Source organism: Kribbella sp. NBC_00889 (assembly GCF_045207705.1).
In the GTDB taxonomy this organism is placed as follows: Bacteria; Actinomycetota; Actinomycetes; order Propionibacteriales; family Kribbellaceae; genus Kribbella.
In genome coordinates, this window is the sequence record NZ_CP108783.1 from 1033692 (window position 1) to 1048666 (window position 14975).

The 14975-nt window shown below is 68.7% G+C and carries 8 protein-coding genes; 5 read left to right on the forward strand and 3 right to left on the reverse strand.

The annotated features are described in order from the left end of the window. Positions 1-102 precede the first annotated feature (102 nt). From OG817_RS05180 to OG817_RS05200, 5 genes are all read left to right on the forward strand, one after another. Entirely contained in the window at positions 103-1503 is a 1401-nt protein-coding gene (locus OG817_RS05180) for a glycoside hydrolase family 28 protein (RefSeq protein WP_406052490.1), read from the forward strand. Positions 1504-1537: 34 nt separating this feature from the next. Continuing rightward, on the forward strand, positions 1538-2545 hold the full coding sequence (locus tag OG817_RS05185; protein WP_406052492.1) for a LacI family DNA-binding transcriptional regulator: 1008 nt from the start codon (positions 1538-1540) through the stop codon (positions 2543-2545). Between the two features lie 99 nt (positions 2546-2644). Continuing rightward, positions 2645-4768: a beta-galactosidase gene (locus OG817_RS05190; protein WP_406052494.1), complete on the forward strand. Its 2124-nt coding sequence runs from the start codon at positions 2645-2647 to the stop codon at positions 4766-4768. Between the two features lie 77 nt (positions 4769-4845). Next, a complete protein-coding gene (locus OG817_RS05195; protein WP_406052496.1) occupies positions 4846-7821 on the forward strand; it encodes a glycoside hydrolase family 2 TIM barrel-domain containing protein in 2976 nt (991 codons plus the stop codon). Positions 7822-7962: 141 nt separating this feature from the next. Continuing rightward, positions 7963-9012: a TRM11 family SAM-dependent methyltransferase gene (locus tag OG817_RS05200; protein WP_406052498.1), complete on the forward strand. Its 1050-nt coding sequence runs from the start codon at positions 7963-7965 to the stop codon at positions 9010-9012. Here the strand turns inward: OG817_RS05200 and OG817_RS05205 are convergent. From OG817_RS05205 to OG817_RS05215, 3 genes are read right to left on the reverse strand one after another with little or no spacing between them, the layout of a single operon-like run. Beyond that, positions 8999-11755 carry a glycosyl hydrolase family 95 catalytic domain-containing protein gene (locus OG817_RS05205; protein ID WP_406052500.1) on the reverse strand — a complete coding sequence of 919 codons (2757 nt, stop codon included), beginning with the start codon at positions 11753-11755 and terminating at the stop codon, positions 8999-9001. The genes OG817_RS05200 and OG817_RS05205 overlap by 14 nt on opposite strands. A gap of 30 nt (positions 11756-11785) precedes the next feature. Further along, the gene (locus OG817_RS05210; protein WP_406052501.1) at positions 11786-14215 is read right to left on the reverse strand and encodes a glycosyl hydrolase family 95 catalytic domain-containing protein; all 2430 of its coding nucleotides are present in this window, start codon (positions 14213-14215) and stop codon (positions 11786-11788) included. Next, entirely contained in the window at positions 14212-14970 is a 759-nt protein-coding gene (locus OG817_RS05215; protein ID WP_406052502.1) for an amidohydrolase family protein, read from the reverse strand. The genes OG817_RS05210 and OG817_RS05215 overlap by 4 nt, the downstream gene beginning before the upstream one ends. Between the last annotated feature and the right edge of the window lie 5 nt (positions 14971-14975).

Here is a 14975-nt window from a genome sequence, read left to right on the forward strand (position 1 = left end):
GGTGTCAACGGCTGGCGCGGACGAACTCTTGACCGGCCCGGAATCTCTTGGATACTTGCGGGCAAAGGTTTGCCCGCCTAGCTCGATCGGAAGGTGCCGCCCATGCATCCCACTCGCCGTCAGATCCTCGGCGCCGGCCTCGGCGGAGTAGTTGCTGCAGGCATCGGAGTTCCCGCCCTCGCCTCTGATGCTGGCCATGAGCAGGCCGTTCGGGCGCGGATCCGGCCGCCGCAGTTCCGCGACGCGTGGTTCCCGATCACGTCGTACGGCGCGACGCCGGCGGATGCGACCGCCGGGATCAACGCGGCGATCCGGGCCTGTCACGAGTCCGGCGGCGGCCATGTCGTCGTACCTCCGGGGGTCTGGCACACCGGAGCGATCCAGCTGCTGAGCCGGGTGGACCTGCATCTGCAGCGCGGTTCGACGCTCCGGTTCAGCACCGACCCGGCCGCCTATCTCCCCGTCGTCCGGACCCGGTGGCAGAGCGTGGAGGTCTACAACTACTCGTCGCTGATCCGGGCGGAGGGCCAGACCGACATCGGCATCACCGGTGCGGGTGTCCTCGACGGCGCCGGCGACAACGAACACTGGTGGTACCTGATCGGCAGTGGTCAGTACGGCTGGCACACCGGCCTGCCGAACCAGCGCGCGGACTGGGGCGAGCTGGAGCGGATGAACAACGAGCAGGTCCCGGTCGAGCAGCGCGTCTTCGGTGCCGGCCACTACCTCCGGCCGAGCTTCATCCAGCCCTTCCGGTGCACGAACGTGCTGATCGAGGGCGTGACCGTGCTCAACTCGCCGATGTGGACGATCCATCCACTGGAGTGCCACAACGTCACCGTGCAGGGCGTGACAGTGCGCAACCTCGGCCCGAACGGCGACGGCTGTGATCCGGAGTCGTGCACCGACGTCCTCATCCGCGACTGCACGTTCGAGACGCACGACGACTGCATCGCGATCAAGTCCGGCCGGGACGCGGACGGCCGGCGGCTCGGTCTGCCCTCGCGCGGAATCCTGATCGAGGACTGCACCGTCGTCAGCGGCGGTGCCGCGGTCGCGATCGGCAGCGAGATGAGCGGCGGGGTCGAGGACGTCTGGGTACGCCGCCTGCACATGCCGGCGGACCCCGCCGCGGAGGAGGCGTACGTCCAGTGGGTGCTGTGCGTGAAGTCGACCTCGACGCGCGGCGGGTACGTACGCAACGTGGACTTGTCCGACGTCGACTCCCGCGCGTGGATGTATCGTCCCCTCGAGATCACCTTCAGCTACCAGGGTGGTGGCGACCAGTCGCTGTTCCCCGACGTCCGCGACATCCGGTTCGACCGGGTCCGGGTGGCCCGGGCCGAACGGGCGTATCGCATGGTAGGAGCAGAGACGCAGCGGATTCGTTCGGTGGCGGTCACGAACAGCACGTTCGACCAGGTCGCTGCGGAAGCTGTCGTACAGTACGCCGACGATGTGACGATCCGGAACGTCTGGATCGCGGGCACGAGGGTAGGGTGACGAAACCCCGCCCCGCAGACGTGAGAGGTGAGTGGTGGCGGAGCGGGTTCGGCTGATCGACGTGGCGCGCGAGGCGGGCACGTCGGTGTCGACGGTGTCGCGGGCGCTGAACGGTTCCGACCTGATCTCTCCCGAGGTGGTCGCGCACGTGCGTGCGGTGGCCGGGGAACTGGGCTATCGCGCGGACAAGCGGGCGCAGGAGTTCAAGCTGGGTCGGCCGTTGACGGTCGGCGTGACCGTGCCGGACCTGACGAACCCGTTCTTCTCCGAGGTGCTCAAGGGCCTGGCGGCGTCGGCGCGGGCCGGCGGCTACCGGTTGCTGATCGGGGAGAGCGGTGAGGATCCGGCCGAGGAGCTGCGGCTCGTCGAGGAACTCGTCGACCACTCCGGTGCGCTCGTGCTCTGCAGTTCGCGCCTGACCCGCGCCGGCCTGGAGAAGGCGCTGGCCCTGCCGGTGCCGGTGGTGTGCATCAACCGGACCGTGAAGAACGCGGGCGCGGTCGCGATCGACTACCGGGCGGCGAGCCGGCTGCTGCTCGAACACCTCACCGGTCTAGGCCACCGCAGAGTCCTGTACGTCGGCGGTCCGGCGTCCTCGTGGTCCGACGGTGAACGCCGCCGGACATTGCGTCGTACTGCGCGATCCCTCGATGTCACGTTGGACGAGATCGACGGCGGCTGGGCCGGCAACCACGGGTACGACGCCGGGCCGACCGTGCTGAGCAGTCGCGCGACCGCGGTGATCACGTTCAACGACCTGGTCGGCGTCGGGCTGCTCAGCTGGATGCACGACAACGACGTCGACGTTCCGGCCGAGTTGTCGGTCGCGTCGTACGACGACATCCCGATCGCCGCGTACGCACGGCCGCCGCTCACGTCGTTGCGGAATGAGCGGGCCCGGCTGGGGGAGCTGGCCTGGGAGCAACTCGCCACGCGCCTCGCCGGGAACGACTGGCCGCGGCCGGACCTGCTGAACCCGGAGCTGGTGGTCCGGGCCAGCACGGGTCCGGCACGTCGCCGGGCCCGGATCCGGACCAGCTGAACTCCCTGCCTGGGATTCCGTGTGTGAGATTCCCTGTGTTTGGGATTCCTCGTGTGCAAACGATTGCACATGGATCACGGCATGAGTTAGCGTCTACTCATGCTGCCGCCACGTGTTGCGCTCGGGACGGCCTATTACCCCGAATACCTGCCGCGGGAAGTCGGCGACCGGATCGGCGCCGATCTGGATCTGATGGCAGCGGCCGGTATCACCGCCATCCGGGTCGGTGAGTCGGTCTGGTCGACCTGGGAACCGCGCGATGGTGTGTTCGACCTCGAGTGGATCCTGCCGGTGCTCGACGCGGCCGGTGAGCGCGGGATCGATGTCGTACTCGGGACTCCGACGTACGCCGTACCGCCGTGGCTGCAGCGTGCCCATCCGGAGATCGCGGCTGAGCGCCGTACCGGGGAGCGGGTGCCGTGGGGTATCCGTCAGGAGGTGGACTTCGGGCAGCCGGCGTTCCGGTTCCACGCGGAGCGGGTGATCCGGCGGATCGTCGGGCGGTATCGCGACCATCCGGCCGTGATCGGCTACCAGGTCGACAACGAGCCCGGGGTGTTGCTCGCGCACAACTCGGCGGCGTTCTCCACGTTCGTTGCTCGCTTGCGGGCCACCTATGGCGAGGTCGAGGCGTTGAACTCGGCCTGGGGACTGACGTACTGGTCGCATCGGCTGAGCGACTGGTCCGAGCTGTGGCGGCCGGACGGGAACAGTACGCCGTCGTACGACCTGGCGTGGCGACGGTTCCAGGCGGAGCGGACGACCGAGTTCATCGGGTGGCAGGCGGAGTTGGTTCGGGAACTGCGGCGGCCGGAGCAGTTCGTGACCACTTGCCTGGCCTACGATCGGCCGGCGGTGGCCGACGTACCGCTGACGTCGCGGCTGGACGTTGCGGCGGGCAACATCTATGTCGACGTGCAGGATGGTCTGGAGCGGCCGGCTGGACCGTCGCCACTCGAGGTCGGGTGGATCGGGCGGAGTGTCGCGGAGCTGTTTCTGGCGGCGGATCGTGTGCGGGGGTCGCGTGGCGAGCCGTTCCTGGTCACCGAGACGAATGCGACGTCGATCGGTGGTTCGCATCAGAACCGGCCGCCGTACGACGGTCAGCTGCGGCAGCTCGCCTGGGCGTTCGTGTCGCGTGGCGCGCGAATGGTCGAGTACTGGCATTGGCACTCGATCCATCACGGTGCGGAGGCGTTCTGGGGCGGAATCCTCGGCCACGATCTGCAACCGGGCCGGGTGTACGACGAGATCGCGGTGATCGGGGACGAGTTGGCGCGAGCCGGATCGTCGGTCGTCGGGCTGCGGCCCGACGTGGATGTGGCTGTCGTGTGGTCGGTCGAGAGCGATTGGGCGCTCCAGTTCCAGCCGCCGCTCGCGCATCCGGGTGGCGCGCCGGACAGGTCGTCGTACCGGACGATCGTCAGCGCGTTCTACACCGGCATCCTGGACGCCGGCCCACGCCCGGGCGTCCTACCCATCGAGCACCTTGGCGACGATCCCGCGGCCCTGGTCGCGCAGTACCCGACCCTGGTGGTCGCCGCCCTCTACATCGCGTCCGATCAACAACTGGAGTTCTTGCGCGAGTACGCCCGAGCCGGCGGCCACCTGATTATCGGCCCACGCACAGGCTACGCAGATCCGGAGGCTTGCCCCCGCCCCGAGCCCGCCCCACCCCGCTTGTCCGAGCCGGCGGGCCTCCGTTACCAGGAATACGAAAACCTCGCCGAAGACCTACCGGTAAGCGGCCTCGAAGGACACGCCACGCGCTGGGCGGAGACGTTGCTCGTCGACAACGCCGATCCGGTCGCGTGGTTCACCCATCCCGCCGGAGCCCAACGACCGATCGTCACCACCAAACGCTGGGGAGAGGGTCGCGTGACCTACGTCGGCACCGTCCCAGACCCGGCACTTGCCAGAGCGATCGCGGCCCTGCCCGCCCGCTCCCGTCCCGCCGAGGGCGATGCCTCCCCTGTGCCCGCTACCTCCACCGAGCGCGCCGCGGGTGAGGGCTCGCCGTGGAGTGGGGTGCCGGAGGCTGTGACTGCTTTGTCTGCGGTCAATCGGGTGGGGGAGCGGTTGTGGTTTCTGCACAACTGGTCGGGGGACGCGGTGGTTGTCGAGGCACCGGGGGAGATGGTTGATGTGTTGGGTGGGGGCTTGGTGGGGCGGGTCGAGTTGGGGGCCTGGGATGTTCGGGTGTTGCGGGAGGGGCCGGCATGACTCCGTACTACGAGGATTTGGCGCCGGGGAGTGGATGCCGGGAGCCACGGGCTTGGTTGAGGTCTTCGCGGCCGCGGGTGAGTCTCAACGGGCGGTGGGAGTTCAAGTTGTGGAGTGGTCCGGCTGAGGCGCCGGCGGATGTGATGCGGCGCGACGTGGACGTGGACTGGGACAAGTTGGAAGTCCCGGGGCATTGGGTGCTGCAAGGGCACGATCGGCCTCGGTACACGAACACCGCGTTCCCGTTTCCGATCGACCCGCCGCGGACGCCGGACGCGAACCCGACCGGCGATCACCGCCGCTGGTTCGACCTCCCGGACGACTGGCCGCGAGATGGTGCCGTACTCCGCTTCGAAGGCGTCGACTCCTGCTTCAAGGTCTGGCTCAACGGGACCGAGGTCGGAGCGGCGAAGGGCAGCCGGCTGCCGAGTGAGTTCGACGTCGGCGACCTGCTGGAGCCTGGGCGGAATCTGCTGGTGGTGAGAGTGCATCAGTGGTCGTCGGGCAGCTACCTCGAGGACCAGGACATGTGGTGGCTGCCGGGAATCTTCCGCGACGTGACGCTGCTCAGCCGGCCGCTCATCGGCGACGTCTTCGTCCACGCCGACTACGACCACCTGACCGGCGCCGGGACGGTGCGAGTCGACGTCGAACCGTCGTCCGCGCAGATCACGATCCCGGAGCTCGGGCTCGAACTGCGATCAGCCGAGACCGTCACGATCCCACGCGTTGAGCCATGGACGGCCGAAGTACCGCGTCTGTACGACGCCCAGGTCGCAGTCGACGGCGAGACCGTGGAACTGCGGATCGGCTTCCGGACCGTCGCGATGACCGACGGCCTGCTCACAGTCAACGGGCAGCCGCTGTTCTTCCGCGGAGTGAACCGTCACGAGCACGACGAACGCCGCGGCCGGGCGATCACGGTCGAGGCGATGCGGCAGGACCTGGTGCTGATGAAGCAGCACAACCTCAACGCCGTCCGTACGGCGCACTATCCGCCGCATCCCGCCTTCCTCGACCTGTGCGACGAACTTGGGCTGTGGGTCATCGACGAGTGCGACATCGAGACCCACGGCTTCATCTACACCGACTGGCGCGGTAACCCGGCCGACGATCCGGACTGGGCGCCGATGATGCTGGACCGGATGCGCCGGATGGTGGAGCGCGACAAGAACCACCCGAGCGTGATCGTCTGGTCGCTGGCCAACGAGAGCCACCGCGGACGGAACTTCGGCATGCTCGCCGAGTGGACGCGCGAGCGCGATCCCGGGCGCGCGGTGTTCTACGAGCGGGACCGCAGCTATGAGTTCTCCGACTTCTACAGCCTGATGTACACGCCGCTCGAGGATCTCGAAGCGATCGGCACCCGGACCGAGGACGTGCCGCCGGAGACCGAGGACGACCCCGAGCTGGAGACCCGCCGCCGAGGGTTGCCGTTCCTGCTCGCGGAGTACGCCCATGCCATGGGCAACGGTCCTGGTGGGCTGGCCGACTACCAGCGCATCCTCGAGCGGTACCCGCGGCTCCAGGGCGGGTTCGTCTGGGAGTGGATCGACCACGGTCTGCTGTTGCCCGGAGCAACCGACCACGTGTACGGCGGAGACTTCGGCGAGCGGGTCCACGGCGCCAACTTCTGCATCGACGGTCTCCTGTTCCCCGACCGCACTCCGTCACCCGGGCTCGCCGAATACAAGAAGGTCATCGAGCCAGTTCGGATCACCGGCCCCGATCCGCTCACGATCCACAACCTCCGCACCTTCGCGTCCCTCGACGACCTGGAGTTCGTGTGGTCGGAGGAGGTGGACGGTGAGGAGGTAGACGCCGGCCGTCTGGAGGTCCCCGAGGTCCAGGCAGGATCCACCGCCGACCTACGGTCACCGGTCGAGATGCATGCCCCGGTTCGGCGCCGTGTGGACGTGGCCCCGGATGGCGAGCGGTGGTTGACAGTGCGGGCGGTGCTGGCGAAGGACGAGGCGTGGGCCGCCGCCGGACACGAGGTCGCTTGGGCCCAGTTCCGCCTCGACGGCGGAAGTGCGGAGGACCGGCGCGGTGCGCCGAGCCCGGCCCAGCCGGAGCGGGTCGTGCCGGGCGGGGTGCAGCCGGAGCGGGCTGTGGCGAGCGTGGTGCAGGAGCAGGTCGTGCCAGGCGGGGGTGGGGAGCGGATCGTGTCGGGCGGGGGTGGGGAGCGGATCGTCCTCGGGGTGGGGGAGTTCGAGCGGAGTACCGGTCGGCTGGTTCGGCTCGGCGGGATCGAGGTCGACGGGCCAGAGCTGGACTTGTGGCGGGCGCCGACGGACAACGACTGCGGGCAGGGCGGGCGGAACGGCGTTGTGGGGGAGTGGCGGGCGGCGGGGTTGGATCGGTTGCTGCATCGGGTCGATCGGGTGGAGGTGGGCGAGAGGGAGCTCCTCGTCCAGACGCGGGTGGCGCCTGATGGGCTTGGAGCGGGTGTGCGGGCGACGTACCGGTGGACTCTCCACGATGCGTTGCGGTTGACGGTCGACGTGGAGCCTGAGGGCGAGTGGAGCGGTATGGCGGTGACGCCGCGGTGCGGGAGTTGGCCGCGGGTCGGAGTACGGATGGTGGTCCCGAGCAATCTGGACACAGTCCGATGGTTCGGAGGCGGGCCGGGAGAGGCGTACGCCGACAGTCGCGAGGCTGCCCGGGTCGGGCGGTACACAAGCACGGTCGACGACTTGCAGACGCCGTACGTCGTACCGCAGGAGAACGGATCGCGGATCGACGTGCGCTGGGCAGAACTGACCGATGCCCAGGGCAACGGCCTGCGTGTTGAGGGGGCGCCGCACTTCCAGCTCACCGCCCGCCGGTGGACCACCGAGGATCTCGAACGCGCCCGCCACCGCTCCGACCTGACCCCGCGCGACCACGTCTACCTCAACCTCGACCTGGCCCAGAACGGCCTGGGCTCTGCGTCCTGCGGCCCACCCGCGACCCCGCAGCACACCCTCGAGCCAGGCCCGTACACCTTCACCCTCACGTTCCATCAATTCGGTCGCAGCCCCGAACACGCTGTGGGACGATCGGACGCATGATCATGAACTTCTTCCGACTGAGCTAGCTTCCCGCTGGCCAGTCCGAGGCTGTAGCGGTCGTGTTCGACACGACCCGCCCGAGGCCGGCGATGCGGGAGCGGACCACCTGGCCGCTCCCGACCGCTGCACGGGAGACCTTTCATGCGATCTGCGCGCAGAGTCGCGGCAGAATCGATCACCCAAGCCCTCCGCACCGGTTCGCAGCCGGTGGTACTCGTGCGAACCGTCACGGGCTTGGAGCAACTGGCGGCCGAGGAGCTGGCCGCGGCGAGCCACCGGGTGATCGACCTGTCCAAACGACAACTCATCGTCGAGCCCATCGCGGCGACGATCATCACCAGCCCACCACGCCTGGCCGACGACCTGTTCGTCGTGCAGGCCGCCGTTCCCGACCCGGGGCGCACCAAGCAGGATCTGGCAGCGGCCGTCACCGAAGCCTGCGCACAGCTGACTCACGATACCGGGGACTTCGCGGTGACCGCATCGTCGCTGGGCCGGCGCAGCTACAGCCGGTTCGACATCGAGGACCTGGCCGGTGGCCTCATCCAGGACCTGTCGGGCGCCAGGTACCACTCGCGCCGTACCGGCGAGGCTCCGCCGGTCGAGCGGACGGAGTGGCGGGTCATCCTCGACGGCAAGACGCTGTGGATCGGCGTCCGGCCGTACGACGTCCCGTTGCACCGCCGCGTCTGGCGCCGGCAGACGGTCACCGGCAGCCTGCATCCGCCGGTGGCCGCCGCGATGGCCCGGCTGGCACGCATCATCCCGGGGCACAGGGTCCTTGATCCGTTCTGCGGTGCGGGGACGCTGCTTCTCGAAGCACAGGCCATCGAGCCAGGAGCGACGTACCGCGGGATCGATCGGGAGGTGATCGCCGTCGCGGCCGCGCGGATGAACTCGCCGCGCGACTCGTCCATCCTCTGGCGCACCGGCGACGCGGTACGACTCGACGGTCCGGTGGATCGCATCCTCACGAATCCACCCTGGGACGTCCGGCTGGGGATCGGAAGCTTGACGCCGTACCTGGCGCAATGGCGTGAGATCCTCGCGCCGCACGGGCTCGTGGTCGCGATCCTGAACCACCAGCAGGCGGCCAGGATGGTCGGGGATGCTGCCTGGCGGGTCAGTGACGTGTACGACGTCGCTGTCGCCGGGCAGCATCCCCGGATCGTGGTGGCTAACGCGCGGTGACGAAGGTGATGTAGGTCGAGTTGCCCTTGTCAACGATGCCGGAGTTGGGCCCGAGCGCCAGCTGCCCGGCCGGTACGTCGCGCTTGAACAGGATGAGCCGTTGATCGGTCGTGCCAACGGTCTCGCCGGTCCGAGCGAAGGAGCTGAGCCATCCCGGCCACCAGTTGCCCTCGCCCCGTGGGTCGAAGGCGACGTACACAGTGGCCGGCCGGCTCAGATCCAGCGTGACGTAGTCCGTGGGACCGGTCGCCTTCGAGTCATCATTGGCGCCCGGCACCAACGCCTGCCCGGTTAGCTGCGCCGGCAGATCGGTGATCGTGTAGCTGCGATCCACATAGATCGGCGCGCCCGTCTGAGCCTTCACGAGGTTCGACAGCTTCTCCGGCGTCCGCACACTGACCAGATCGCTGAGCAGCGGCGGCTCACTAGCAGGCACACCGAGTATCCGGTTGCCAACCGTCTTCACCGCGTCGGCCGGCGCACCGGTCAACGGCACGAACCGGTACGACGACAACGGCACCGCCACCCGCTCCACGACGTACGACGCATGTGCAGCCACCGGGACCGTCAAGACGTCAGCAGTCGTCGGCGCCACGACAGCCCGGCCGTGATCATCGATCACACGCACCTGCTGACCCGGCCAAGGGTTGCGCACCCGAAGTGTGTCCTTGCCTCCGGCTTCGATCCCGACCAGGTTCGGTACGCCGCCGTGCACCTCGGTGCTGATCCGGTGACCGCCCTCGATCTGCACCGACCCGGACACGTCCCAGTCGCTTGGCCACGCCGGTACGACGTCGACGACACCGTCGTACGACTGGACGAGCGCCTCCTGCAGACCGGTGGTCACGACCCCGCCCCACTCGTTGTAGAAGCTGTGGTTCCGGACCGCCTCCTGGCCCGGGCGGTGGACGGTGAAGCCGTTCGGGTAGATCTGGAAGTCCGCAATCCCCTTCAGCAGAAGGCGTTTCACCTCATCCGATCGCCCCAGACGCGCGGCCCACGTGGCATCCATCCCCCAGTCCTTGTCCTGCGGGTAGACGCGTTGCCGGTACGTCGCCTGCATCAGACCAGAGGTCTCGTCGCACAGACCCCACGGCCACAGTGCCTCCATCTCCGGGTTCTGCGTGTTGTGCGCTTCTTCATCGGTGCCGGACCACGCGAGGACCTCCTCGCCACCACGCTGCACGGTCCGGAACGGCGGCAGCTTCCCGACCGCGTCACGCAGCTGACCGGCGAACGCGTCATCACCTCGCGCCGAGGCGAGGTCGGCGACGATCGGGAAGATCACCCGCATCCCGGCGAGGTCAGGTGTGGGGTCGTTGGTGTCCCATTGCATCTCGAGTGCGTTGACGTGCTCGAGATGCAGGTAACCGTCCTCACCAGGTGTGAGCGCCGAGAGGTAGAAGTCCGCGACCTCCCGCATCAACGGGTAGCTGCGGTTGAGCAGTGCCCGGTCACCGGTGTAGCGGTACTGCTGCCAGATGTTGTTCACCAGTTCGGCCCCGCTGCTGAGGATCCGGGTCGTGTAGTTCGGCTCGGACGTGTTGTCACAGCCGTCCGCGGTCCCGTCGTACCGCAGGAACTCGGGCACGCAGATCCCGCGCGCACCGGTCCAGTGCGTACGGGTCCACTCCTTCATCGCCGCGGCCTGGTCGAGATAGAAGTCGAAGTACGGCGCATTGAGATCGCCGACGCCCGCACCGAGATTCGCCGAGACGAGCATGCGCAGGTTGAAGTGCCAGTACGCATCCTGATCCCAGTCGGCCTGGTCCTGGGACGACGAGAACATCCGGACCACGGCGCCATGGGTACTCGGAACCGGGCCACGCATCGACGCGGCCATCGTGTAGAGCTGCAGCGTACGGAGGTTCTCGACGTACTCGCCGGTGCCGTCGGCGGACGTGATCCGCATCGGCGCCGCCTTCGCCCAGTAGTCATGCCACCAGGCGAGATGGTTGCTGTGCGACTCGACCACCGCGTGGCGGGCGGCCGCCTTCACATCGCCTCCTTTGTACGACGGTACGCCAACGACGAGCCGGAAGCTGCCGTCACGATTGGGCCGGAAGGTGAGCCGGACCGTCAGCGGGCCGACCACGGTCGCGGACACGTCCCGGGCCTGCGCAGTCAGTGCGGCGACCGCACCGGTGACACCTCCGGATGCATCGTCTTTGAAGGTCTCTGCCAGCGCTGCGACCGCACCGGCCGCGCTGGTGATCGGCGTGCGACCCGGCCAGAGCTTGAGATCAGCGGTCTGAGTCTTGCCGGGGTCGGCGCCGGTGACCTCGAGCACGAACTGGTCGGCGTCGGCGCGCACGTACGAGCGGGCCGACATTCCGCCACCACTCTGGACGAGTTGGCCGTCGTACAACGCCAATCGGCCCTTGTAGTCGGACGCGCGCATCAGCGGATCGAGACCGGGTACGACGAGCCGGCCGGCGGACTTCAGATCGGGGAAGGTGTCGACCCGGTTGAGCTGGGCGCTGAAGCCCTTCTCGGCCCAGACCGCGGCGCCGAGGACGCCGTTGCCGAGTGGCATGGCCTGGTACGCACGCCAGGGCGGTCCTTCCTGGACGAGATCGGATCGTGCGACGAGGCCGGCCGGATCGGTGCGCAGGGCACCGTCGTGCCAGGCGGTGGTCGGGCGGGGTTCGGTCTGGGGGATCGGGCCGGCCGCGGCGAGCGAACCGGCGCTGGTGGCAAGCAGCGTGACGAGTATGGGCAGGGTCCATCGACCAACAGGCATGCTGGAACCTTTCGGGGCGGTTGCGACAGGTCAGGGGCGCGGCTCGACGAAGTAGTCGACGCCCCGCCGGGTGCGGAACTCGACGACGCCGTCCTCGGGTCGCGCGAAGGCGACCGGACCGGCGCTGGACTTCACGTCGACCTGCACGCCGGTGCGCAGCCGCAGCCCGTTGCCCAGCAGCGAATGAATGCGAGCCTGGGTGAGCTTGCCCTGGGACCAGGACAGATCCAGGTCGAAGCCGCCGCGGGCTCGCAGACCCCGGATCCGTCCATCCGCAAAGGCGGCGGGCAGGCAGGGCAGGAGGGCGACCTCGCCAGAGTGGCTTTGCATGAGCATCTCGGTGATACCGGAGATGCCGCCGAAGTTGCCGTCGATCTGGAACGGCGGGTGCAGGTCGAACAGGTTCGGAGCGGTGCGTCCGGGAGCGAGGAGCTGCGTGAGGTGCTTGTACGCGTTGTCCGCTTCGAGCAACCGGGCGCGCAGGTTCAGCTTCCAGGCCAGCGACCAGCCGGCCGTGACCGCAGGACCGCGCAGTTCCAGCGACTTCCGGGCCGCGTCGGCGAGTTCCGGCGTACGGCGTGGGGTGACCTGGTCGCTCGGGAACACGGCCCACAGGTGTGAGACATGTCGACTCGTCTCCATGGCGGCCTCCTCCCAGTCGATCAGCCACTCCTGGATCTGGCCGAGGTAGCCGATCTGGATCGGTGCCAGCCGGGACCGTGCCTCGGCCACCTGCGCGGCCATCGCCGAGTCCTTGCCGAGCAGTGCGGCGGCCTGGCCGAACACCTTGAACAGGTCGTGCAGGATCTCGGTGTCCATCGTCGGGCCCGCACACATGCTCACCCCGACGTTGTCGTAGTCGTGGTGTTTCAGTTCGGGTGAGTGCGACGGACTGGTCACCAGCCAGCCCGTCTTGGCGTCGGTCTGCAACTGGTCCAGGAAGAACTCGACCGACCCACGCAGCACCGGGTAGTACTGCCGCAGCATCTCCAGGTCGCCGGTGTACTCGTAGCGCTCCCAGAAGAGCAGCGACAACCACGCGCCACCGGTCGGCCAGACACCGTAGAACGCGAAGTCGACCGGGGCCGTGCCTCGCCACCCATCGGTGTTGTGGTGCGCGACCCACCCGGGAGCGTCGTACATCGTCGCGGCCGTCCGGGCCCCGGACTCGGCGAGCTCGGAGATCATCTGGAACAGCGGATCCCAGCATTCCGCGAGGTTGGCCGGACCGGCCGGCCAGTAGTTCATCTCGCAGTTGATGTTCAGCGTGAACTTCGACTGCCACTCCGGCAGCATCTTGTAGCTCCAGATGCCTTGCAGGTTGGCCGGTTGCCCGGGGCTGCGTGAGCTGGAGATCAGCAGATATCGGCCGAACTGGTAGTACAACGCGGCCAGTTGCGGGTCACCGCCGTCGCGGAACGCCTGCACCCGTTGGTCGGTCGGCAGCGCGACCGCGTCCGACGTACCGAGATCGATGTCCAGGCGCCCGAACAGCCGGCGGTAGTCCTCGACGTGGTCGTGCCGCAGCCGCCCGTACGCCGGACGCTCGTCGGGCAACGGCGCTGCGGCACGCGCCACCTGGTCGGCGCTGACGTCCTGGTAGTTGCGGTAGCTGGTGCCGACCGAGAAGACCAGTGTGACCGCGTCCGCGCCGACGACCGAGAGTTTGCCGTCGGCAACAGTAGTCGAACCGCCCTCGGCGAAGGCGCGGAGAAGCGCGCAGAACTTGACCGAGCCGGCGAGGCCCTCGGCGTCGCCGCTGATGCCGTTGAGTGCCAGCGTGCGGTCGTCGAAGCGGTCCGCGGTTGCGGCCTGTTCGGTGCTGAAGGTTGCGTCGAAGGTGAGCGTGGCGCGCGTGTCCGCCGTCAAACGCATCACCAGGAGTTGCGCCGGATGACTGACGAAGACCTCGCGCGTGTAGCGGACGCCGGCGTGGACGTAGGTGACGGAGGTGATCGCGGTGGTCAGGTCAAGGTCGCGTGAATAGGAGGAGACACCGGTGTCGGTGATGCCGGGGAAGGTCAGCGTGAGGTTGCCGACCGGCTGGTACTGCATCTGCTCGGTCGGGCGGCCCATGAAGTGCTCGTCCGCGAGGTTCTGCGCGTCGAGGTACTTCTCCTCGGCGATCAACCGTCGGATCTCCGGTAGTACCTCGCGCCCGGCCGGGTCGTCGTACTGGTGCGGGCCGCCGGCCCAGATCGAGTCCTCGTTGAGTTGCAGTTGCTCGGTCGCGGTCCCGCCATACACCATGGCCCCGAGCCGGCCGTTGCCGACGGCAAGTGCTTGGAGCCATTCGATGGCGGGCTGGGTGTACCAGAGCTTCAGTGGATTGGTGTCGCTGCCAGGAGTCGGCGAGGCGGCAGCGGCGGTGAGCGGATCGGTGAGTGCGCCGGCGACGACAGCGGTGCCGGCCGCGGCGCCGGCGGTCCGCAGGACCTGGCGTCGGGTGTATTCGGTCATGGGGCGGTCTCCCTGGGGCGGTAGGTGCGCTGGGCGGTGCCGCGGAACACGTCGTTGTGTGTGGCGGAGGGGAGCAAGTCAGCGGTACGGCGGACAACCTCGGAACGGCCGGCCGACAGTGTGCACACGGGCCAGTCCGAACCGAACATCAACCGGTCGCTGCCGAAGAGGTCGAGGGCCACGTCGACGAGCTCGGCGAGGTCGTCGGGCGGCAGGTGGGCGGTGCCGGAGAGCTTCACGGTCACGTTCGGGCACTCGGCGAGAGCCTGGAGGCCGGTGCGCCAGGTGGCGTCGGCGGTCGTGGGGTTGCCGAGGTGGTCGAGCACCAGGCGTGCCTCGGGTACGACGGAAGCGAGTCGGACGGCGCCGATCAGGGCGGGTGGGCGGAGGAGGAGGTCGATGACGAGACCGGCGTCGGTGGCGGCTCGCACCCCGCGGACGTGCGCGGGATCGGTCAGGGCGTCGGGATCAGTCTGGTCGGCCGGTGGGCTCCGGATGCCGACCAGCCGGGGGTCGCCCGGCAGATCGGCCGGCAGGTTGCGGAGGTCGAACCACCCGACGACGCCGGCGACCGAAGGTGTGGTGGCCGCGAGATCGAGCAGGTCGTGGACCTCGGCCGGGTCGGCGTCGGCCTGGACGAGTACCAAGCCGGGAACCCGGCCGTCGGACAGGTCGGCGAGAGTGAAGTCGCGACGGAGGGGATGACCAGCGGGCAGCCACGGGAGGGCCCGCCGTGCGGTGTCCCACACGTGCACGTGGG